The 25,008-nt window shown below is 45.8% G+C and carries 11 protein-coding genes; 6 read left to right on the top strand and 5 right to left on the bottom strand.

Going from position 1 to position 25,008, the window contains the following annotated elements:
* Positions 1-69: 69 nt before the first annotated feature.
* The 5 genes from AC6R00_RS05855 to gloA2 all read left to right on the top strand — a co-directional run bounded on the left by AC6R00_RS05855 (position 70) and on the right by gloA2 (position 4,282).
* Complete coding sequence (locus AC6R00_RS05855; protein WP_500639644.1) at positions 70-1,557, top strand: Lcl C-terminal domain-containing protein; 1,488 nt, start codon at positions 70-72, stop codon at positions 1,555-1,557.
* Between the two features lie 73 nt (positions 1,558-1,630).
* Positions 1,631-2,800 carry a methyltransferase domain-containing protein gene (locus AC6R00_RS05850; protein WP_500639643.1) on the top strand — a complete coding sequence of 390 codons (1,170 nt, stop codon included), beginning with the start codon at positions 1,631-1,633 and terminating at the stop codon, positions 2,798-2,800.
* A gap of 79 nt (positions 2,801-2,879) precedes the next feature.
* Positions 2,880-3,416: a GNAT family N-acetyltransferase gene (locus tag AC6R00_RS05845; RefSeq protein WP_500639642.1), complete on the top strand. Its 537-nt coding sequence runs from the start codon at positions 2,880-2,882 to the stop codon at positions 3,414-3,416.
* Positions 3,417-3,458: 42 nt separating this feature from the next.
* Complete coding sequence (locus AC6R00_RS05840) at positions 3,459-3,887, top strand: VOC family protein (protein WP_500639641.1); 429 nt, start codon at positions 3,459-3,461, stop codon at positions 3,885-3,887.
* A gap of 8 nt (positions 3,888-3,895) precedes the next feature.
* Positions 3,896-4,282, top strand: coding sequence for an SMU1112c/YaeR family gloxylase I-like metalloprotein (gloA2, locus tag AC6R00_RS05835; protein WP_500639640.1), 387 nt, complete (start codon positions 3,896-3,898; stop codon positions 4,280-4,282).
* Here gloA2 and AC6R00_RS05830 read toward each other — a convergent pair.
* The 5 genes from AC6R00_RS05830 to AC6R00_RS05810 all read right to left on the bottom strand — a co-directional run bounded on the left by AC6R00_RS05830 (position 4,279) and on the right by AC6R00_RS05810 (position 11,799).
* Complete coding sequence (locus AC6R00_RS05830; protein ID WP_500639639.1) at positions 4,279-5,079, bottom strand: Cof-type HAD-IIB family hydrolase; 801 nt, start codon at positions 5,077-5,079, stop codon at positions 4,279-4,281. The genes gloA2 and AC6R00_RS05830 overlap by 4 nt on opposite strands.
* Positions 5,080-5,195: 116 nt before the next feature.
* The gene (locus tag AC6R00_RS05825; RefSeq protein WP_500639638.1) at positions 5,196-6,320 is read right to left on the bottom strand and encodes an HDOD domain-containing protein; all 1,125 of its coding nucleotides are present in this window, start codon (positions 6,318-6,320) and stop codon (positions 5,196-5,198) included.
* Positions 6,301-8,334, bottom strand: a complete 2,034-nt coding sequence (locus AC6R00_RS05820) for an MHYT domain-containing protein (RefSeq protein ID WP_500639637.1) — start codon at positions 8,332-8,334, stop codon at positions 6,301-6,303. The genes AC6R00_RS05825 and AC6R00_RS05820 overlap by 20 nt, the downstream gene beginning before the upstream one ends.
* 51 nt (positions 8,335-8,385) lie before the next feature.
* Positions 8,386-9,564, bottom strand: coding sequence for an HD domain-containing phosphohydrolase (locus AC6R00_RS05815; protein ID WP_500639636.1), 1,179 nt, complete (start codon positions 9,562-9,564; stop codon positions 8,386-8,388).
* Positions 9,565-9,774: 210 nt separating this feature from the next.
* Positions 9,775-11,799, bottom strand: coding sequence for an alpha-amylase (locus AC6R00_RS05810; RefSeq protein ID WP_500640164.1), 2,025 nt, complete (start codon positions 11,797-11,799; stop codon positions 9,775-9,777).
* Between the two features lie 531 nt (positions 11,800-12,330).
* On the opposite strand from AC6R00_RS05810, the gene AC6R00_RS05805 reads away from it, so the two are divergent.
* The gene (locus tag AC6R00_RS05805) at positions 12,331-24,981 is read left to right on the top strand and encodes a retention module-containing protein (protein WP_500639635.1); all 12,651 of its coding nucleotides are present in this window, start codon (positions 12,331-12,333) and stop codon (positions 24,979-24,981) included.
* Positions 24,982-25,008: the final 27 nt, after the last annotated feature.

Below are 25,008 nucleotides of genomic sequence, written 5' to 3'. Positions count from 1 at the left end.
CTTTCTCAATGTGTTTCTTTACTTCCCGCTATCTAGACTATGATTACGCTGAGTAAACAAGGAACGACAATGAAAAATACGCCAGTAAATAGTTTGTTAGCTATGGCTAGTTTAGCCGCTTGGTCTAGTACAGCTAGTGCAAACGAGCTGACCACACCGATTGTAGATACCAACCAAAGCCAATGTTTTGGGCTTAGAAACACATTGAGCACTTGTCCTTCTTCTTCTGATGCCACTTTTGGACAAGATGCTCAGTACCAAGGCAATACTCCGAGCTACACCAAAAACAGTAATGGTACAGTCAGTGACAACGTGACGGGTCTCATGTGGACTCAGTCCACCGATCTCAATGGTGATGGCAAGATAGATGCACAAGATAAGCTGAGTTATGACGATGCGTTGGAATACGTCGCGTCATTGAATCACGGTGGTTATAGTGATTGGCGCTTACCTTCTATTAAAGAACTCTATTCTTTGATTTTGTTTGATGGTCAAGACCCAAGTGGTGTTAATCAGTCAGGCACAGTTAAGATGGTCCCATTCCTTGATGCGAGATACTTCGATATGAATGCGGGGGATGTTCATTCAGGCGAAAGGTTGATAGACAGTCAGTTTGTGTCGAGCACCAAGTATGTTTCTACCACCATGAACAAAGATGAAACGGTGTTTGGCGTTAACTTTATTGATGGACGCATTAAGGGTTATGGTATTGCAAGCCCCCGTGGTGGCGATAAAACCTTTTATGTTCTCGCAGTACGCGGTAACCCAGATTACGGCATCAACCAATTTGTAGACAATAACAACGGCACCATCACTGATGGTGCAACGAGCCTTATCTGGCAGCAGTCTGATAGCCAATCGCAGATGGATTTTCCTCAAGCCTTAGCCTACTGTGAAAATCTTGAACTGGCGGGCAGCAGCGATTGGAGGCTACCAAGTGTGAAGGAACTGCAATCTATTGTTGATTACACGCGTTCGCCTACCACAAGTAACAGCGCGGCAATTGATCCAATTTTCAATACGACTGCGATCACCAGTGAAGCAAACCGCGAGGATTACGCGAACTACTGGAGTAGCACGACTCACGAAAACATGAGAAACGGCGGGCATGGTGCGTATGTCGCCTTCGGATCATCGTTAGGTTACATGCGCAATGCTTGGATTGATGTTCATGGCGCGGGTTCTCAGCGTAGCGACCCTAAAACTGGAGACGCGAGTCAATACCCGACGGGACATGGCCCTCAAGGAGATGCGATTCGAATTGATAACATGGTTCGATGTGTTGCTGGTGGTGAAGTCGAATTTGTTCAGCAGTCAACTTTAGCGAAGCGACCAACTGAAAGTTACCAAAATGGTGGTAGCGCTTCTTCTATGTCGTCAAAAGGCAAGCAAAATATGGCTGGTTCGAACAACGGACACTTTTCTCGCATGGATCGAAATGGTGACGGGAAAATTTCTCGCCTTGAAGCAAAAGGCAAGTTGGCAAAAGATTTCAGCCGATTTGATAGAAACAATGATGGTTATTTGACCCAAGCTGAGATACCTAGCAGAAAATAGTCAGCTATCTTGACCCGTCTATAGCTTTATAGTTTAGAGTTGATGGTATCGAATAAAAGCTATGAGTGGACGGATGTTCAAGATCTCTCAATTAGCAGAGCGGGCGGGCATTTCTCGTACCACTCTGCTTTATTACGAAAAGCTAGGCATCATTAAGGGAGCAAGACAAGCGAACGGCTATCGCTCCTACAGTGAAAAAGATCTCCAACGCTTGCTCTTACTGCAAAAATTGCAGGCTGGTGGTTTGACGCTGAAAGAGTGTCAGGCTTGCTTAGACGCACAAATCAATCGTGATTTATTGAAAGACAGGCTGACTCAGCTCGATCTAGAAATCTCGCAAAAACAAAAATCCCGCGAACTGCTCGCCGCGCTATTAGGCGAAAGTTCTCTTAGCGAGTGGCACGATTCTCTCGACCAACTTGCCCCTGATGCGCATTTAGACTGGCTGATCAAACAAGGTTTTGATGAGAAGCAGGCTATGCGTTTGAAATGGCTATCAAAAGATATGAATGAACACGATCGCTATATGCGAGACTTTGATCTGGTTTTCAGCCAACTTACTTGTTGGGGGCCGGGAAGCCAACAAGATACACGTTTAGCGATTCAGAAACTGCCCTTTTCACCTAAGCGTATTCTCGAAATTGGTTGTGGGCAGGGCATTGCGACCCGAACACTGCTAGATCATACCCAAGCGCATATAACCGCGGTCGATAATGAAGAGTATGCTCTAGAGAACATTAATCAAACTATGCAGCAACTCGGTGAAACGAAACGTGTGACCACCGTGTGTGCCAATATGGCGAAACTGCCATTTGAATCTAAGCAGTTTGATCTGATTTGGTGTGAGACCAGTGCGTACATTATGGGGGTTGAGAATGCTTTTAAAGAGTGGCGACATCTCTTGTCCGATGATGGTTATCTAGTGCTGAGTGATTTGATCTGGAGTGTAGAGGGGCCATCGTCCGGTGCCATGAGCTTTTGGCACAAAGAGTACCCAGACATGACCACTGAAGAGACGCGCATTGAGCAAGCTAAGCGAGCGGGATATACGCTAGTCGATTCATTCCCTGTCAGTGATAAAGCTTGGGACAACTACTACCAACCGCTAAAAGATCGGATTAATGAGCTCGCGCAAGAGTTAACGGGCTCATCTGCTCTCGCGGATTTGAACCGCGAGATTTCTGCTTATGACAACCGTAATGGTGAGTTCAACTATCAGATATTTATTCTCAAAACAGAGTGATTGTTTGATTAGTTAGTGTTGACCTGTCTACAGCTTTACAGTTTAAGCTGCGCGCATAAACTTTAAAGAGGAACACACTATGAAATACGGTCTATTTAATCCGAAAGAGACAGACGAACTTATTCAGTTATTCTCTAAAACCTTTGGAGATTCTGAAGGCGTCGAAGAAGGAAAAGTCATTGGCACTCTAGTGAACACACTCGTAGAGACGACACCAGAGCAAGACATCGCAATTTTTGTTGCGAGAGATGAGCAAAAGATTGTTGCGAGCATTCTATTTACTCGCCTTGCTTTTGAGGAAGAACACGCAAGCTTTTTGATGGCTCCGGTCGCAGTTGATACTGAGTATCAAGGGCAGGGGATTGGGCAAGCATTGATCCGTCATGGTATAGAGGCGATGCGTAGCCAAGGTGTGAAGTTAGCTTTCACATATGGTGACCCAAACTTCTACACTCGAGTGGGTTTTAATCCCACCTCTGAAGAGCTGTTTAAGGCGCCGTTAAAACTGAGTTTTCCTCATGGTTGGATGGTACAAACTTTATCTTCGGACACGATTCAAAGCCTTGAAGGTCGATCAACATGTGTGGAAGGATTTAATAATCCTGCGCTTTGGTAGATACTTACAGCTGCTCGTCAATCACAGGTTAAGGAACAAGCCATGGAACCACGTGTCAGCATAATTACTTTAGGGGTGCGAGATTTAGAACGCTCATATCAGTTTTACTCCAAGCTAGGTTTTCCCTCTTCCAAAAATCCCGAAGAGGGGATTATCTTTTTCAAAACAGGTGGCGTGTGTTTAGCCTTGTATCCTTTGGATGCACTAGCAAAAGATGTTTCGCCTGATATGGCTGTTGTTAAAGAGGGGTTTAGTGGTGTGACACTCGCACATAATACGCGTTCAAAGCAGGAAGTGGATGACGTGTTAGCGTTAGCGGTCAGTGCTGGTGCCAAGCTAGAAAAGCCGGCTCAGGATGTGTTCTGGGGTGGCTACAGCGGTTATTTTTCAGATCCAGATGGTTATTTATGGGAAGTGGCGTATGCCGATTTTTGGCAGTTCAATCCAGACGGTTCGCTAGTTATTGATTAGGGGGATTCGTGGAGCTCAAAAGAATACATCATGTCGCAGTCATCTGTTCTGACTACAAGACTTCGAAGCGCTTTTATACTCAAGTTCTGAAGTTAGCCGTAATCGCTGAAAACTATCGCGCAGAGCGAGATTCTTACAAGCTTGATCTTGCTTTACCAGATGGAGGACAAATTGAGTTGTTCTCTTTTCCCAACCCGCCTCAAAGACCAACCAGTCCAGAAGCGCAGGGCTTAAGGCACTTGGCATTTAGCGTCGATTCAGTAGAGCAGTATGCCGCTTATCTGATCAAGTGTGACGTGGAGGTCGAGCCGATTCGGATTGATGAGTTTACCGGTAAGCCGTTCACCTTTTTTAAAGATCTAGACGGCTTACCTTTAGAGCTTTATCAAGCTTAGCTTAGTAGTTCACGCTGAATGACGGTAAACACGCCAGCCTCGCGATTGCTTGGTGCATGAAAGCGAGCAATCTCTTTAATCTTAGGGTGAGCATTGTCCATTGCGTATGAATGATAGCTCGCCTCCAGCATTTCCAAGTCATTAAGGTAATCTCCAAAACTCATGGTTTGCTCGTGAGTAAAGTTGAGTGTTTGTTGTAAGTGCTCGATCGCTGCGCCCTTCGAAGCTTCTGAGTTCATGACGTCGAGCCAGATTTTTGCACTCACAACCACTTGGTGCGTCTGACCAAATGCTTTGTCGAAAGTAGGGAAAACCAACTCTTCTGTACCGTCAAAGTGGCAGATGGCGACCTTGATGAAATCATCATCTACGTCGAGTAGATCGTTCACGTACTGGCACTTGTGGTAGTACTTAGCGAACTCCTCAAGCGCTCGCGGGTCTTGCGTTTCGATGTAAGCGGAATGTTTACCACACAAGACAATTTGCGCGCCGGAAATACCTCTAGCTGCCTCAATGATTGATTTGATAGAAGGTTTATCGATCTCACAGCTATACAACTCTTCTCCCTTGTGCATGACTAAAGTGCCATTCTCAGCAATGAACATCATGCGGTCGTTAATTGGTGAGAAGGTCTCCATTAGGCTGTAATACTGTCGCCCTGAAGCCGCAGCGAAGATAACGCCTTTATCTTCTAACTGTTGGTATAGGTTAAAAAACTCTGGATCGAGCTGGCTATTTTCATCGAGAAGCGTGCCATCCATATCGGTGGCAATGAACTTAATATCGGGTGTCGGCATAGTGGCTATTGTCGTCTCTTCGGACTGTGTGTAAACGCGATACGTTACCTAACTTTTGTGACGACTCAAGTGTTTTAAATCAATCTACAATGAAATCGCTAATAATTACTCATTAACTAGACTTGATGGTTCTGCTCTAACACGGCAAGCGTACTGGTCAAATCAAAGTGGGCAGCAAACTCTTCATTGACCGTTTTTCCACTCAAAATACAGTTGGCGATATACACTGCACAAGCTGGGCTAAAATCAGACTCCATCAATTTTTCTGGATCATCGTGGTTTAAGACTCCTTCAATGATGGGCAAAGGAAATCCCCAAAAGTGCAGCAGGTAACCTCCAAGCTGCTCTGATTTGGTTTTGAACAGATATCGCTCTAAGTGCGACTTATCGTTGCCCTTAGTTTTAGGGTTTAGAAACGCGCTCATTAAATCTGGAGCTATTTTCATTCTGACGTATTCACCAATACGGTGAAGAATACCCACTAGAAAAGTCGTATCTTTGAGATCCGGTTCAACTAAGGTTGAGGCGAGCTTTGCGACTTTAAGGCTGTGAGATTGAATTTTTTCCAATGGCTTGCTTGGTTCGTTCATGGAAACAGAATAGACCTCAAGCATGGCGATAATATTGGTGACCACTTGGCCGCCCAAACGAGTGATTGCTTCAGAGATACTCTTGATTTCTTTGCGCCCTCTAAAGATGGCATTATTTGAGATCTGAATGATCTTGGCGCACATTGCCGGCTCTTCACTGATGAGTTTCGCTACGTCATGCATGGATGAGTTGGGATCAGCGAGTGTACGCTTAACATCAAAGAATAGCTTAGGTGCGACTGGCAACGAAGTAATTGTACCAATTGCATTTTGAATCACTCGATCCGGGAACAATTCAAGAATCTCTTCAATACGTTGGACCTCTGCTTTGATGACACTAGGATCGCAGGGTTTCATAAAAGCTTGGTGGGCGAAAAAACCACCTTTTATGGTGACATCAGGATCCGAATATCCGGAAAGCGAAGCACGAATAATACCAGGGTGTCTTTTACTCACCTCTTCAAGTAGTTCAGCACCGTTCATCTTCGGCATAAGCATGTCCGAGATGATTAAATCCACATCATGCTCCTCCAAAAACTGCAAAGCTTCTTCACCGCCTTCTGCGGTAAATATCTTCCATCCAGTTCCAAAAAGGGCTCGCTTTAATCCGTTGAGGATCATGCGTTCATCATCAACTAGCAGCAGCTTCATTATCTAGTCTCTCTTCTGTGCCAACGCTTACGTTGTCTAACGGTAGTGAAATAGTAAAGGTGGTTCCCTCACCAACAGTACTGTCGGTGTTAATTGCTCCTTTGTGTAAATCGACGATAACTGAGTAGGCTAAACTGAGCCCTTGCCCTGTACCTTTACCGACATCTTTTGTGGTAAAGAAAGGATCGAATATCCGGTCAATAATGTTACTCGGTATACCTGTGCCATTGTCTTGGATACGAATCTGAGCAGTATTTTCTTCAAGATGTGTGGAGACTTTAATTGTGCCTAAGGTGCCATCTTGGCGACCAAATCTTTCTTCAATCGCATGAGCCGCGTTAATGATGAAGTTAAGCATAACTTGGTTAAATTCATCACGGTAACAAGGGATAGCCGGTAATCTAGAGTCAAAATTGGTTTCTACTTCAGCGACATATCGCCACTCACCGCGTGCAATGGTGATGGTCGACTCAATGGCTTCAGCAATATCGACTTGGTGCATTTCGTGGTTACTAGAATGTGAGAAAGATTTCATCGCTTTTACGATTCGGCTAATGCGTTGCAGCCCCTCTAAGGACTGATCCAGTGCGAGAGGGATTTCCTCGGCGATAAAGTCCATATCGCTTTCAGCAATTTCACTTTTAATTTGGGCTTTCAGCTTTTCGATAGGCTTATCTTCTGACTTTTCAATGGTTTCTGTAATTTGGTTGATAGTGTTAAGACAGGTTTGAAAGGCGTCTTTCAAGAAGATTGTGTTATCAGAGACATATTGAGTTGGCGTGTTTATCTCATGAGCGATACCAGCGGCAAGTTGCCCCATCGACTCCAATTTTTGCGCTTGTCTTAATTGCTGCTCAAGCTCCATACGCGTCGAAATATCACGAATAACACAGTTAAACAGCTTTTTCTCTTCATTTCGAATTGAAAGTGCAGAAAGGCTAACTTCAATAGGGAACGAGCGCCCATCTCGTTTTATCCCTTCTGTGGTTAAATTGTTTCGATGCTCCAAGTCGTTGTTGGCACCATTTTGCAACGAAACTTTATCAAAGGTTGGCATTAAGTCTTCGATGTTTTTATGGTCGATCATCTCTTGTTCATAGTTGAACATTCTCAATCCCATGTCATTGATGCTATCTATGATGCCATCCTGGTCAACAATAATGACGCCGTCGGCGAGATTATTGAGGATATCTTGTTCACGCAGCTTACTGGCGACAATGGAATGCTCGGCTCGTTGGAGTCTTTGGTCGACAATGGAAGCAACGAACGTTGCAGCGCATATTAGCAGCACAAATAGAGCTACGATCAAGGCAATGTTGTGAGCGTCGCTCATATGGTTATGAGCTGCAGGGGTATCGGTTAAAGCATAAAAGCTCACAGCGCCCATAGCAGTGTAATGCATACCAGCAACCGACAGGCCCATTATAGGGGCAATTAAAGCTCTATGAGTAACGTTTTCTCCATAGTTACGATTGCGAAGCTTGATCATGTAAATAGAGATACAAGCAAATAAAAATGCAATCACAATAGAGAGAACAAACCAAGTGAAGTCATAGACCATCAGGGCGTCCATCTGCATTGCTTCCATACCGAGGTAATGCATTGAGCCAATGCCCAATGCTAAATACAATGCGCTAAGCTGGATATCTAACAGCGAAAATCGTTGACTATAAAGGACTTGAAACGCGAAGTAGGCACCAACGACAGGAGGAACAAAGGACAACGCAGTTATACCGGGGTGATAGGTCATTAGCGCAGGCACCATGAAAGCCAACATACCTGTGAAATGCATTGCCCAGACACCAAGGCCAAACACAATACTGCCAAATAAACGCCACAAGCTGACCGTTTTCGCTTCATTTGAGCTCCACATTCGTTCAATGACGATCAAGCAAGAGTAAGCGGCTAAGCTAGAGACAAGAATGGAAAGTAAAACCAAAGAGTAGTGAAACTCTCCTTGGAGTAAATTGTAATCCGCTAAGTCAACGGATTTAAATCGCCAGAACTCTACCATAGCCCAACCTGTCCTTTGTTTACATTGTTAGTTATTCCATTAAGGCGCTGATTAAAAACTCTGCGCTTTCTCTTCACTCTCAGTTTGTTCGTGCTCTTCCGGTTCAATCATGGTTACCCAAACTTCCCCAGCGACAGCTTTGTTCTCTAGGCAGTGGTGGACAATGTTCATCAAGGTTTGAGTAACTCTCTGCCCTTTTCTCGCAATAAGCTGATCACGGTTGGTTCGAATCTCCTGCTCTATAATCATGTTGGGATTTAGGAAGCTGACATCGACGAAAATTTTTGGTGGTTCAAAATCGAGCGTTGATTTAAAAGCGCTGAGTATGCTTGGGTCATAGAGGTGATCTTGGTTGTCGAGTTGTTCAACGGCATCAGGGATGGTATAGCCAGCACTTTCAAGTTTTATATAGTCACAGACAACCTTAAGCATTCTTGAACCGTAGGGTAAGTCGGTTCCCTGAACGTCATCAATGGGATTACCTTCTCCATTAAAGCCTTTTTCTTGGTAGAGAATAGTTTTAGCGATCCCGCTCATCCTAGGGATTTGTTTGAGTAAATCAGAGGAAAGGCAAGGGTGTTGATCGAAGAGTTGACGATCTTCTTCAGTGACGACTTGTCCGCTACTAATATTTTCTAAGGTGCTTTGGGGAAAAATAATAAAGCCGAGTTGCGACAACTGAACCATCGGCTCAAAACTCCAATGAGGTTTTAGGTTAAGCGCTTTACCTAACTGCTGCATATGGAATTGAACTTTATTACTGCGGTCATTGATTTCAGGGCTAACAAGAGAGACAACATCGCTCAGGACATTAATGACGCCTTTTAACGTCTTGTTAAGCAGCACTTTCTCTGCAACGATAAGCTCGTATTGCTGAATGGCAGCATTAATAAATCCTAGTAGTTGCTCTGGCGTACATGGTTTATTGATAAAACGAAATACGTCACCTAGGTTGACGGCATCGACCGCTGTTTGTTGGTCAGCATTCCCTGTAAACATCATACGTACAGTGTCAGGTGATTTTTCTTTTACGGCTTGCAGCAATTGAAGTCCGTTCATAACAGGCATTTGCATATCAGACACAATCACGGCGTACTGCTTTTTGGAGATGAGTTCGAGTGCTTGCTCGCCACTGTTTGCAAGATCGATATCGACATGACTTCTCAAAGTTCGACGAAATGAATTAAGGATGTTCACTTCATCATCGACTAAGAGTACTGGCTTCTTCATTGATTATACTCATGTAGTTGCACTTAAGAACAAGTTTAGTACATACAGTGAGTTATCAAGGGTTATTGAGTTTTTTACTATTTACTAGTTAGAGAAGTGCGAAGTGAGAAGTTTTATCGAGTTGATAATGGATAACGCAAAGGAGTGGTCATCGCTGAATAAGGAGGAGACGACTCCTCCTTTACTCTAGTTGTATGGGGGAGAACTAATCTATTTCCCCACAAAAGCGACAACAACCTTATCGTCACCTAGTGTTCGAGAGAATACATAGGCGTTGTCGTTGTCTATTGGTTGATGTTTCCCCGCACCAATTGCTGGGTGGTTGTGGCGGAACTGACCGACGGTTTGCCAGTGAGACAGTAAGGCTTTCCTTTCATCATCAAGCTTCCAGACCATATCGGAACGAGTCCCTTGGTGGAAGTCGTCTGCGTATGGGCCAAGTTCACGACCGATTTCATCACCATAATAAACCTGAATTGCACCAGGGCTAAGGAGTAGGGCATTTGCCGCATTACGTTGCATGTCAAAAGACTTAAAGCGGTTGAAGAACAGCTCAGTATCGTGAGAGGACATATAACTCACAGGTGTATAGCTAGGGGTAGATTGTATTGAGTCTGCATAGTTCTGGTAGACGTCTTGCATCTGGCTAAAGCAGGCTGCACCTTTATCGAGTTTCTTCTGCATATCGAAATTGATTAGCGCATCGAAACCTTTATCCGCATACGGTGATCGGTAAGCCGAGTGGCCCCATACTTCACCCATCATCCAGAACGGTTGACCAGACTTGCCATTTTCACTGCGCCACTGCTCTAGGTTCTCGCTTGCGGCTTGTTTTAGCTTAAGCCAAACATCGCCTTCAACGTGTTTTACTGTATCGACCCTAAAGCCATCAATACCAAAACGTTTTACCCAGTCCGACTGCCACTCAACCAAGTAATCCGCCACTGTGTAGTCAGGTTTAGCGACAACGCGAGTATCTGGGTTGTCGAGTAGCCACTTAGGAGGTGTAATCGGTTTTGTTGATTCAGTAATAAAGTCTGGTAAGCCTGCTAAGTTCATTGTGGTATCGCTGCTACCGGGTTGTGTATAGCCCGGTAAATCTGCTCGAACCCAATCTGGGCCCCACCAGTTTTGCCACTGTTTGCTTTGATAATCGATGGCGTTATTAAAACTGTGCCAGTTTTGACCTTGTTCAGGAGTCCATTTTGCCCACTGCTCTGGCATTTTCGAACGATCGACCACTTCGAGATTATCAAACTGCATATCAGCAAGTGTGCCATAACCAGCATGATTAACGACGGCATCGAGAAGGATCTTAATGCCGCGTTTGTGCGCTTCCTCAACCAAGGTTTTCAGGTCTTGTTCGTTACCAAAGTTTTGGTCGATTTTAGTGAAGTCCCGTGTCCAGTAACCGTGGTAAGAATAGAACGGGAAGCTGCCACTTTCGCCGCCGCCAACAAAGCCATGAACTTGCTCAACAATTGGAGAGAGCCAGATCGCATCTGTACCAAGGCTCTTTATATAGTCGAGCTTTTCAATCACACCTTTAAGGTCGCCACCGTGGAAGGTACCGACTTCCTGTTTACCGTCTTTCTGGCGACCGTAACTCTGATCATTGCTGGTATCTCCATTGCTGAATCGGTCGACCATCACAAAGTAAATATTGGCATTGTTATAGGTAAATTCTGGCTTATCAATGGGAGCAGTTGGCTCAAGCAGAACTAAACCACCACTGTGTTTCGACGGTGTGATGGTAACCGAGTTATTTTCAACAGTCACAACTTGCCCGCTTAACGCATCTTTAAGCTCTGCACCGTCTGGGAATGTATCACCCAGACTCAAGGTAACGGCTTTGCCAGAGTACTTTTCACATTTTACATCAGGGATAGGTCGGCTGAATGTCTGTTTGCTCTTCTTTGCTTCTCGCGCAATGGTCAGCGTGTTGTTCTCTTTATCGAAGGTAAACGAGTATTCGCCACCGAAACGGACTTTCAGTGGCAGGACGGTATCTTCTCCGCAGTTAAGTGACAAAGGTCGACGAAATCTGACTTTCTGACCTTCAACCGCGGAACAGTTACCATCAATACCCGACACGGTGAGTTGATATGTTTCTTTGCTCAACGACATGACTGCGGGCTCAGAGGCTGACAACGGAACATCGCGACTGGTAGTGGTGGTCGATAAAGTTAAAGTTGGACTTGCTATAGCAGGCACGCTGAATAAAACGGCAAGCATGACTGGATTGGGTTTAAACAGACTATTCACGTTACATCCTTGAGGTTGTTATTTTTTTACCCAACTACCCTAACTGAGCTTCGAACACACGACATCATTCCCAGTGTCTACGCCTTAAACAAAGATGTTCATCACATTCTCTACTGCTAGGGGAGGAGTAAGCTGTATTGATAGCGTCGATAGAAGTTGATCTTGGTTCAAACTTGAGAAATTACCTACAACCGCTGTAAAAACTATTGTTTTTGAGATGGTGGATGAGATTTAAGCAATTCAGCGTTGATGACTTGTTTTGTTCTCATAAGTGATACAAATGACTAAATTTTTCATAAGGAGTTGATGTGCCGTCACCCGTAACTTACTCATTCCCTTGAGTAACCTATACTTACAAGTTAGTAGTGGCAGTTACGAGTACATATAAACTACTGGAAATGCGAGTTATATTTGATATTTTGTGCGTATATTCTGACAAAAACTATAACAAAACGTTTCTAACTTCTTGCTCAGCCTGCAGGAGTGTGATTAGGAGACCTTATGGACGTAGAAGTATTACGCCAAGCCGCGATAGTAAAAGAAGTTTCTGGTGATGTTGTTGCTGTCAAACCAGATGGAAGTGCTAAGAAAGTCGTTGTAGGCGATACCATTCCTAGTGGTGAAATCGTTATTACAGCCAACCATTCGACAATTTTAATGGAGTCCTCTGAGGCTGCCATTAATCTCGACGCGAACACTCTGGCTACAGAAGATGACCTCGGTGGTTGGGGAGTTGCCCCGGTTGCCGGAGAAGTGAACTTCGACCTTGCTCAATTGGGTGAAGGTGCGATCAGCGAAGATGAATTAGCAGCCATTCAAGATGCTATCTTGGCAGGCGCTGACCCTACAGAGTTGCTTGAAGCTACGGCGGCAGGTGCAGGTGCCGCAGGCTCTGCAAACGGTGGCTTTGTTACTATCGACTACAACGGCACTGAAGTTCTGGCGAGTACTTTCTTTGAAACGTCGGGTTTTTCTACAGACTCTACCGAACAGGTAGATGATGAAATTAGACCGATTATTTTTGCAGGTGGTGGGCAAAGTATCAGTGAGTCGCTGATTGAGGGTTCTTTGTCTGATGGAACCTACCCGCAATCGGTCACAAGCTCTGTGACCGTTGTGGCTGCTGACCTTTCTTTAGATCCTACGACTTTTGTTCCCGATCCTACTTCTTTAGCATCACTACTGAGTGAACTTAATTCCGACATTACTTCAAATGGCGAAGCGGTTACATTTACTTATAACGCTGCAACTAACACCATTATTGGTATCGATGGTGACGGTAACTCTGTCCTTACTATGGATATAGATGCGACTAGCGTAGGTAAAGATGTAAATCTAGAGCTAACGACCACAATTTCACAGCCGATTGATCACACGCCTTCTGTTGGTGGCGGCCAAGTTGCTTTCACTGGCGATCAAATTACCGTTTCCTTTGATATTACAGGTACAGATACGGGTGGAAACCCAATCCAAGCTCCAATTGACGCTCAGGTAACCATTGGGGATGGTATCGATCCTAGTGTTGCAAATATTACTGAGACCAATGTCTATGAAGCGGGTTTGGACGACGGTTCGAAGGTCGGTGATACAAGCACTACGGCAAGTGGAACGATTACTTCTGCTGCGGGAAGCGATGAAGTTACTCAGGTACAGATTGATGTCGATGCATTCAATTCCTCTCAGCAAACATCACCAATTACTTCGCAAGGCGAAACCGTTGTATTAGAAGCTGTTGCAGGCCAGCCTGGTGTATATGTTGGCTATATTACGTTAGAAGGAAATCGAGTCGATGTACTTCGCGTGACGCTTAATGATGTCGTTAAAGGTGGGACTGACACGTCACCCACTTTTAATGCAGGTTATTCGATTGAACTGCTTGAAGAGGTCGATCAAAGCCAACAGGGCGGTGCACTAGACCAAGACTTCGTGGCGATCTCATTGCCAGTCTTTGGCATCGATGCTGATAATGACCAATCATCGCGTTCGAACCTAGTGGTGAATGTGGGCGATGACATCCAAGTCGTGACCGATGGCGCAATCAGCGTGGTTGAGCCAACGATTGGCCAATCGGCGCAAAGCAACGAGATTGATGTCATTACCGAAGCGGGTGCCGACCAAGGTAAAGTGTCGACGGTGACGTTTGACGGTCAGAGTATCAACTTCAACGAGAATCAAAACGAATACCCGGTTACCGATGGTAAGTTGGTGGTGTCTGCGGACGGTAAGATTTCCTTTATTCCTAACAGCAATGTTGACCACTCCGCGAGTGAAGAGGTTAAACACACTATTGTTGTGACCGTGAAGGACAACGACGGTGATGAGCTAACCAGTACCGTCGAACTGACGATTAAAGATGGCGCAGACCCAGTCATTAATACTATTGACCAAGCCAATGTGTATGAAGCGGGCTTAACGGATGGCTCCAAAGTCGGCGATACAGCAACCACGGCCACGGGTGACATTAGCTTTACTACTGGCAGTGACACTGTCGTGGCAATGAAAGTCGATGTGGCTGAGTTCAACCGCACTTCGACGCTAGAGTCAGCAGGTCAAAAGGTCGTACTAGAAGAAATCACTGGCCCGAATGGCGAGTTCACCGGTCAGTACGCCGGTTACATCACGCAGAATGGGGTTAAGGTTGAGGTGCTCAACGTGACCCTCGACCAGAGCAACTTAGGCAAGTACACCGTGACCTTGTCGCAAGAAGTTGACCATGGTGCACAAGGCATGGATTCACTGGAGGTGAATGTACCTGTCTACGCGGTGGATAAAGACAATGACAATTCAGCGAATGTAAATCTGAAGGTCAATATCGGTGATGATATCCAAGTCGTGACCGATGGTAGCCTGAGTGTTACTGAGCCAACGGTAGGTCAATCGGCGCAGAGCAACGAAATTGATGTCATTACTGAAGCGGGTGCCGACCAAGGTAAAGTGTCAACGGTGACGTTTGACGGTCAGAGTATCAACTTCAATGAGAACCAAAGCGAGTACCCGGTTACCGACGGTAAGTTGGTGGTGTCTGCGGACGGTAAGATTTCCTTTATTCCTAACAGCAATGTCGACCACTCCGCGAGTGAAGAGATTAAACACACCATTGTTGTGACCGTGAAGGACAACGATGGTGATGAGCTAACCAGTACCGTCGACCTGACGATTACAGACGGTGCTGACCCAGTCATTAATACCATTGACCAAGCCAATGTGTATGAAGCGGGCTTAACCGATGGCTCCAAAGTCGGCGATACGGCAACCACGGCCACGGGTGACATTAGCTTCACCACTGGCAGCGACACTGTCGTGGCAATGAAAGTCGATGTGGCTGAGTTCAACCGTACTTCGACGCTAGAGTCTGCGGGTCAAAAGGTAGTACTAGAAGAAATCACCGGCCTGAATGGTGAGTTCACTGGTCAGTATGCCGGTTACATCACGCAGAATGGGGTTAAGGTTGAGGTGCTGCAAGTGACCCTCGACCAGAGCAATTTAGGCAAGTACACTGTGACCTTGTCGCAAGAAGTCGACCATGGTGCACAAGGCATGGATTCACTGGCGGTGAATGTACCTGTGTATGCGGTGGATAAAGACAATGACAATTCAGCGAATGTAAATCTGAAGGTCAATATCGGTGATGACATCCAAGTCGTCACTGATGGCTCAATCAGCGTGGTTGAGCCAACGGTAGGCCAATCGGCGCAAAGCAACGAGATTGATGTCATTACTGAAGCGGGTGCCGACCAAGGTAAAGTGTCAACGGTGACGTTTGACGGTCAGAGTATCAACTTCAATGAGAACCAAAGCGAGTACCCGGTTACCGACGGTAAGTTGGTGGTGTCTGCGGACGGTAAGATTTCCTTTATTCCTAACAGCAATGTCGACCACTCCGCGAGTGAAGAGATTAAACACACTATTGTTGTGACCGTGAAGGACAACGACGGTGATGAGCTAACCAGTACCGTCGACCTGACGATTACAGACGGTGCTGACCCAGTCATTAATACCATTGACCAAGCCAATGTGTATGAAGCGGGCTTAACCGATGGCTCCAAAGTCGGCGATACGGCAACCACGGCCACGGGTGACATTAGCTTCACCACTGGCAGCGACACTGTCGTGGCAATGAAAGTCGATGTGGCTGAGTTCAACCGTACTTCGACGCTAGAGTCTGCGGGTCAAAAGGTAGTACTAGAAGAAATCACCGGCCTGAATGGTGAGTTCACTGGTCAGTATGCCGGTTACATCACGCAGAATGGGGTTAAGGTTGAGGTGCTCAATGTGACCCTCGACCAGAGCAATTTAGGCAAGTACACTGTGACCTTGTCGCAAGAAGTCGACCATGGTGCACAAGGCATGGATTCACTGGCGGTGAATGTACCTGTGTATGCGGTGGATAAAGACAATGACAATTCAGCGAATGTAAATCTGAAGGTCAATATCGGTGATGACATCCAAGTCGTCACTGATGGCTCAATCGGCGTGGTTGAGCCAACGGTAGGCCAATCGGCGCAAAGCAACGAGATTGATGTCATTACTGAAGCGGGTGCCGACCAAGGTAAAGTGTCGACGGTGACGTTTGACGGTCAAAGTATCAACTTCAATGAGAACCAAAGCGAGTACCCAGTTACCGACGGTAAGTTGGTGGTGTCTGCGGACGGTAAGATTTCCTTTATTCCTAACAGCAATGTCGACCACTCCGCGAGTGAAGAGATTAAACACACCATTGTTGTGACCGTGAAGGACAACGACGGTGATGAGCTAACCAGTACCGTCGACCTGACGATTAAAGATGGTGCTGACCCAGTCATTAATACCATTGACCAAGCCAATGTGTATGAAGCGGGCTTAACCGATGGCTCCAAAGTCGGTGATACGGTGACGACGGCGACTGGAGACATTAGCTTTACCACTGGCAGTGACACTGTCGTGGCAATGAAAGTCGATGTGGCTGAGTTCAACCGTACTTCGACGCTAGAGTCTGCGGGTCAGAAGGTCGTACTAGAAGAAATCACTGGCCCGAATGGCGAGTTCACCGGTCAGTACGCCGGTTACATCACGCAGAATGGAGTTAAGGTTGAGGTGCTGCAAGTGACCCTCGACCAGAGCAACTTAGGCAAGTACACAGTGACCTTGTCGCAAGAAGTTGACCATGGTGCACAAGGCATGGATTCACTGGCGGTGAATGTGCCAGTGTATGCGGTGGACAAAGACAACGACAATTCAGCGAATGTAAATCTGAAGGTCAATATTGGCGATGATACCGCGACTATTGATGGCTTCAAGATCGGCAGTAAATTCTCGGTTAATGAAGATGATACTAGCTCTGGCTCTTCGCCGGGCAGTGCAACTGCAACAGGTAGCTTTATCACTACTGAAGGTGCAGACACCGTTGTTAAGTATGAACTGGTCAATATCAATACGACGGAGAATGGCCTTAAGTCAGGTGGTTTTGACGTTGATATTACTAAACAGACAGGGACTTCTGATCCCGCGATATATCAAGGTAAGGCGAATGGTGAGCTGGTCTTCACCTTAGAGCTGAACAGCGATGGTAGCTACACCTACACCCAAATTAAGGCCCTCGATCATGCACCGGGCTCTGATTCACTAACGGTTCCGTTTGATGTTGTGGCGATTGACCGAGACGGAGACGTTTCTCCATCGGTTCCTCTTGCTATTGAAGTGAAAGATGACAAGCCAAGCCTAACTGGCACTACGGGTGAGAAAGTCGTCGATGAAGACGATCTGTCTGGAATTGGGTCCGATCAATCTCAGGATACTCAAATCTCTGGCAACTTCGTTGTAAACGAAGGGGCTGATGGTGTCGTTGAGTATGAGCTTGTGGATGCAGACGATACGCTAAATGGACTTGAGTCTGGTGGTGAAAGCTTAGAGTGGGCAACTGTTTCAAATAGCGGAACAGTGTTTACCTACACGGCACAAACCACCTCAGGTGTACCTGTGTTCACGATCAAGTTTGATACCGCAGATAACAGCTATATCTTTAATCTTCTTAAGCCTTTGGATCATCCGGATGGTGATGGTCAGAATAGCCTCGACATCAATTTCAAAGTCAAAGCAACAGACTTTGATGGCGATGAAAGTGGCGTCATTACGCTGCCGATACAAGTGACCGATGACATTCCGCAGCTAACGGGGCAGTCAATCACACGTATCGAAGGCCAAAACTTTGGTGGCTCCAAAGTGGATATGTTCGCTGATGAAACAGATAAGGGTGCGGACAATGCTGCGCTTACCAAGATTGAAGGTACAACTGATGCGAATGGCGCAGAGATTGTATTTGGTGGTCCAAGAGGCACTTACTTAGATTCAGTCGATCTGCGCGATGGCCGCCAAAATGTGCGTGTTTACGAACAAACAGATGATGGTAATGGCGGTACTGATACTCGTCAGTTAGGTATTTTGCGAATTAACTCAAACGGTGAGATTGAATTCCGAGCAACCAACTATCTTGAACACAATGGTGACGAGATTAACTTCAAGGTCAATGTAACTGCGACAGATGGGGACAATGATACCTCTATTGCCCCTCTTGATATCACGATTACTGACCGTGAAGCGCGCCCAATTACGCTTAAAGTGACGACATTCGAAGATGCAGGTCGCGACAGCAGCATCAATTATGCACCTGGCGATGAACCCGATTGGGAAAACGCTCAAGACAACCAAGCAGGTCTACCAAATGAGCCTGCTAAAGTCTCTTTGTCAGTTAATCTATTCGATAGAGATAACGCCGAAGACATTGGTCAATTAACGATTAAAGCGGGTAATCATCGTGGCACTTTCTACTATGAAGAAAATGGAGTGCTCCACGAGCTTAAGGCAGACGCTAATGGCGACATTATTTTTGATGGCACCGTGCTACAGCAAAGCTTTACGCAAAGTGGCAACAACACAATAGCGACAATCGATAACCTCTATTTTGTTCCAGATCGCAATTACTCAACCGGTAACGGCGGGGTGCGCATTAACTATCAATTGCAAATCGACAATAACGGCACGGCTGATCATACCGTCGATTCAAACTTTAGGATTGAAGTAGAAAGTGTGGCAGATATTGCTACATGGAACGATAGTCGTAGCACCTACCAATACCAAGTGGAAGAAGATGGAGACAATGTACGCATCCAACTTCGCGCGGAAACTCAAGATACGAGTAGACCAGAGACGATCACATACGAGCTGAAAGTCACGGACGGCGAAGGACACTTTGAGTTGCTTGATCGTAATGGTGATCCGATCACGCCTGTTAACGGTGTCTATACCATTTCGGCCCAAGACATAAACCGTATTCAGGTTAATCCAGCAGATAACTACTCGGGTCAAATTCGATTTGAAGCAACTGCGGTTACGACTGAGCGATCTAACCCGTATAACGATGGCACCCTTGATAAGGAAAGTGCACACTCAGAGCCTAAAGAAATCATTATAGACGTCACTCCAGATGCCGATATGGGCAGCTTTAGTGTCAATCGTATCCAAATTAACGAAGATAATATCGCTGATCCAGATTACACCGGAACTGGACCAAACCACGAACCTTTCACGCTCAATGAAGTCATCACGATGAACCCTTCGGTTGATACTGACGGTTCTGAGACTCTGCATGTGCGCATTTCAGGAATTACAGAAGGCGCAAGTTTGGTTTGGGTTGGTTCAGGTACAAGTCAAATTACGACTGTGACGGTCAATGGCGTGACATACCAAGAAATTCCTTATGATCAGCTTGGCAATGTGGAAGTGGTTCCTGATCTGCACAGTAATGTAGATTTCAAGTTTGATGTAACGGGTGTAGTTAAGGATACCGCTAACCTATCGGGTAATGTGGTTCACGTTGATGAAGCGATTATGGGCACCAAAACCGTTAATGTTGCGGTTAAAGGTGTCGCTGATACACCTGAGAACAACACGGGAAGTTCGGCCGACTGGAAAGAATTTACCGATGGTAGCACTTCAGGTGTAGAAACAACGATTGATGAGAATGGCTCAGCAGAGATTAAGTTCTCGGTGGAATCTGGAGAGTTTGCCCAGCGTCCGGCGGATAATTCTGAGTCGATTACTGTTCTTTTGTCCAACATACCAGATGGTGTGGTGATAGAAGATGCTAGTGGCAATGCAGTGAACTTAAACTTCACGGGTTATGACTCAAATGGCCAACCAATCTATGAAGCGAATATCACCAACCTAGGAGCAGGATCTAATTCAGGTATTGTGATTAGACCGGTTTCGTCTTCTACAGAAAACATCCATATCAAAGAGACCATAATCGTCACGGAAAATGATGGTCACTCTAAGAGCTTTGAACGTGAGATTCGCGTTAAAGTTCAACCGGTTATCGATACACCAGATAACTACAAAAATACCTCTGTAGGCAATGAAGATAGCCCAATCGATATTCAGTGGCATCCTAAGGTAGGCCAAGACTATACCGATACTGATGAACACGTGACATCGATTAAAATTAGCGGTATTCCTGATGGCTCAACGGTTTATGTTGATGGTCAAGTCGTAACGGTAACCAATGGTAGTATTGAGGTTGTTCCAAGTGCGGGTCAATCTCCAGAGGCATTTACTCAAGCAGCTCTGCAAAATGGCTTCATCCAGATAACTCCTCCGAAGGACTCAAGTACTAACTTTGATCTGCAAACGACGATTGAGATAGAAGAGGTCAATCACGAGCATGCGATTGGTCAACCTACCGATGAAGTCGGTCGTGCACAAGCAACACTCAACGGCACTATCACCGTTAAGGTGAATCCAGTCGTTGAGCCTGAAGATGCCAATAACAAGTTAGTTGTGGAAAATGAATCCGGTAAAGTGGTTGGTGATGATATTGCTAAAGTCGTTGCCAATAAAGATGGAGTAATTCAATTTACTACGGATACCAACAAAGACGGTTTAACCGATGAGTTTGTTATTCGTTATCAAGAAACCGATGATTCAGGCCCTGTTGATGAGCCTAATGAACAGGTTACCGAGATCGTCATTCAGTTTGATCCTGCCCAGTCTGCTGTGTTTGATCAATTGGTTGTGGAAGGTGCTTTGTATGAAGGCAATGGCCGTTGGGTTGTGACCAATGAAGATAACTTTAAGATCAAGGCACCAAACGGTTTAGATTACACACCTAATGATGCTGGTGACCCTAACGTCTTCAATGATATCAAGCTGAAAATTATTACTCAGGTTGTCGATATTGGTGATGATGGCAGCAAGCGAAGTGTTGCGGAAACGCGTGAGACAGACGTTACGCTTTCATTCCCTGAACACGTGAGCGGCAATGAATATGAAGCGGGCACTATTGATATTGTCGATAACAGTGTCATTACTGGTAGCGAAGATACCGTAATAGATTTGGGTAATCAGCTTAAACCGGTAATTTCAGTCACCTCGCATGATGGTCAAGAAGACATCATTACGATTGTCATCGACAGTACAGTGACAGTAGGCGGCCAAAACTTCACGATAGGTGTTGGTGGGTCTAACGTTGACTTTACTAATGGAAAATATGTCTTTAAGGCAACGCTCACCGCGAGTGGAGACATTGAAGGGCTTGATGGACTAACCATTACCCCACCTAAAGATTATTCCGGTGACTTCGAGTTACCTCTTACCGTGATTACCACAGACAAGGTATCTGGTGATGAGATTTCGAGACCAGAGTCGGTCATCATCAAAGTTGATCCTATCGCGGATGTTAAAGATGGGGCAAACCCAGAACCAGAGATCACGTTAGAGGTGAAAGGCTCACTGGACGACTCAATGAACCCGATTGACCAAGACGGTCAAGGTGGGTCGGATAAAGTTGGCTACGAAGATAGTTACATTCAATTAGACCTTGGTTATGACATCGCTGATAAAGTGACGGGCGTTGAAGGTGGTAACGAGGTGCTCTCCTCTGTGACGCTAACTTTAGCAGACACAACGATCGGCGAGTTTTATGATCAATCTGGGACGAGTTTAGGAACATCAGTAACCTTTACTCAGGCTCAGATCGATGCTGGTGCGCTAGACAATATCTTGTTTAGGCCGAAAGCGAACTACCCTACGGGCAACGATGACAACAAAGTCACGATCAATGTAACAGGCACAGTCACCGACACCGCAACATTTAATGAACTGGGTGCCACTACAACCTCTAGCCATTCAGATAACTTCTCTACAAGCGTTAGCTTTGAAGTGACGCCAGTAGTGGATGATGTGAAGGTGACAGGACCAGGATCTGATCCTAGCCAAGCCATCGAGATAACGGGCAATGAAGACGAAGCCATTTCACTTGGTAATTCAGGACCAGTATCTGTTGAGCTGACTGATACTGATGGCTCAGAATCCTTTGTGTCGATTAAGTTCACTGATGTGCCAGATGGTTTCTTGCTTATCGCTGATCCATCTAGCGGCTATACCGTGAAAAATAACGGCAATGGTGAGTGGAGCGTTAAAGTGCCTGCAGGTTCAACAGACTCATTGGATCTAAGTGCAATCTCAGTGCTACCACCTAAGCACTTTAGTGGTAGCGCTGAGTTTGGCGTGGCGGTCTTTACTCAGGAATCGTTACTTGGTGTACCTACCGCAGCGAAAAACCTGCCTAACTTCAAGCTTACGGTTAACCCTGTTGGTGATATTGTCGATACTGACCCTACAGATTCGGCAACGGGCTCTGAAGGTCAGAATATCGATATTGCCATTAACGCTTCCGTGATTGATAAAGCGATGTCTGCGACAGGAAACGGTACATATACCGAGAACGCGCCTGAAACGATTCGTGTGGAAGTGACCAATGTTCCTCAAGATGCGAAGATCTTCTACCCAGATGGGACGACTCTCGCGAGTTACAATCCAGTAACTAAGGTGTGGACGCTAGATATCCCGGCGCAGCAGCTCGATAAGATCGTGTTTAATTCAGGCGAGCACAACAGCGATACAGGCAATGCTTTAGGTATTGATGGGCCGATACATATTGCTGTGCAGTCGAACGACAATGGTGCATTAGGACCGAAGTCTGAGTTTGATGTCGATTTAGTTGTTGACCCAATCAATGATCAACCTACTTTCGTGAACGTTGTAAACCTAGATACGTCGGAAGATGTTGCTGGTGGTTTAGCGATCAACCAGTTGTCTATTGCTGATGTTGATGCAACTTACGATGACCCTAATGCGACTTACACGCTCACTTTGCAAGTCGACAAAGGTACGCTTGAGTTTGTTAATGATGCGAATGTTAACTTTACTCTTGCTGCTGATGGCAGTCTTATCGCAACAGGTAAATTGGCGGATATCAACGCTGCGATCGCTGCGGGTAAAGTCATCTTCAAACCAGATGCTGACAGTAACGACATCAACTCGGGTGGTCCTGTGACTGTGACCGCGACAGTGGATGATGGTGGCAATAACGGTGCGATCGACCCAGGTGATAGCAGTACATCATCGACCAATCAAACCACCTTCTTGATCAACGTAACAGAAGTCAACGATGCGCCAGAGCCGAAAGATTTCAACTTAGCTGATCTGCCAGAAGAGGGCAGTATAACCATCAACGTACAAGATCTTATTGATGGGACTTTCGACAAAGAAGGTGACATCATTACTGTTGAAAGCCTTACTCTAGTTGAGGGACAAGGCACTTTGACGCAGCAAGGAGGTAACTGGGTATTTGAAGCGGCTAAAGATTACAATGGCCCAGTTAAAATCAGTTATGTTGTCAAAGATGACGGCACGACCAATGGTCAACCGGATCACCTGACAGGAAGCGCGGAAATAAACTTTGATGTGACTCCTGTTAACGACAAACCAGTACTGGATATTGACGACATCACTTCATCGATAGACGAAGCATCGAGCCAACAGCTCAGTGGAATCAATGTTTCAGATGTCGACTATGTTGGGGCGTCTGCCAATGATTTGATGACCGTGACGCTTAACGTGGATTACGGCAAGCTGTCTATCGTATTACCTGCGGGCTCGGGTGTGACGGCTACTGGAGAAGGAAGCAGCACACTAACGCTATCAGGAACTCTAGCGGATCTTAATGCGCTACTTGATACGCCGACAAGCACGACAGGGGTGTTTATTGACGCGAGTTTAGCGCCTTCAAATACCATTGCGCTTGATGTGACTGCTAAAGATAGCTGGAACCCGTCAGGTCTTCGATTGGAAGCAGAACCTAAGCACTATGACATTACGGTTAATCCAGTGGCGAATGCGCCAACACTGGCGTTTGACAGTAAATATGCTTTCAACAAGAACATTACCGCGACTCAAAGTGCCAGCACCAGCGGTATTGCAGTACTTGGTATTATGGCAGCGCTAACTGACACCACAGAAGCACTCACCTTAGAAGTTAAAGATGTGCCTCCAGGTGCGACGTTGGAAAGCACCAACGGTACAGTTTCTTTCGAAAACGGAGTCTGGCATGTGTCGCAGGATGCGATTGACACATTGACAGTGAAAGGTGCGACGGTAGGCGATCATACTTTGCATATTACCGCTGTGTCGGAAGAGCTTGATGGCAATGGCCAACCTCTAGATAGAGCAGAGTCAGTTAACCATATCGCGATCGACCTTAATGTGGTAGATAACGTCACTGCGTTAGAGATTAACAAGTCATCGCAAACAGAAGCCGTACACCTTGATGGCAGTGGCTCGAATAGTACGCTAACAGGTGGTAGTGGCGATGACTTACTGGTTGGTGGAGCCGGCAATGATACCCTCATCGGTGGAGCGGGAGACGACACACTAATGGGTGGCGAAGGTAACGATACCTTAGAAGGTGGTCTGGGCTCTGATATTCTTGTGGGTGGCACTGGAATGGATGTTTTCGTCTGGCGTGAAATCGACGATGGTTCACTTGATACCATCAAAGACTTCAGTGTCAGTGAGGGTGATAAGATCGATTTACGTGAGGTGCTTCCTGAACTGAAATCAGGTTCTTTGGATATGGATACGTTGCTTGAGCATCTTGATGTCAAAGTCGATGGTAACAATGTTGAACTGCATGTTCACCCTGGTGGAGACGGAACCCAAGACCAAGGTATCTTGGTTGAGAATCTTGTGCCTCAGCTTGATAGTGGCTTTAGTGGCATGTCTCATGAAGATATGGTTTCTTCACTACTGCAGCATGTGATGGTTCATGACAACAACTAGAACCACTTAGTTAGCGATGAATACACC

Source organism: Vibrio sp. R10-SF1-ISO8, assembly GCF_059833805.1.
Note: the sequence above shows the minus strand (reverse complement) of the source record. Positions and strands in the feature narration are given on the sequence as shown.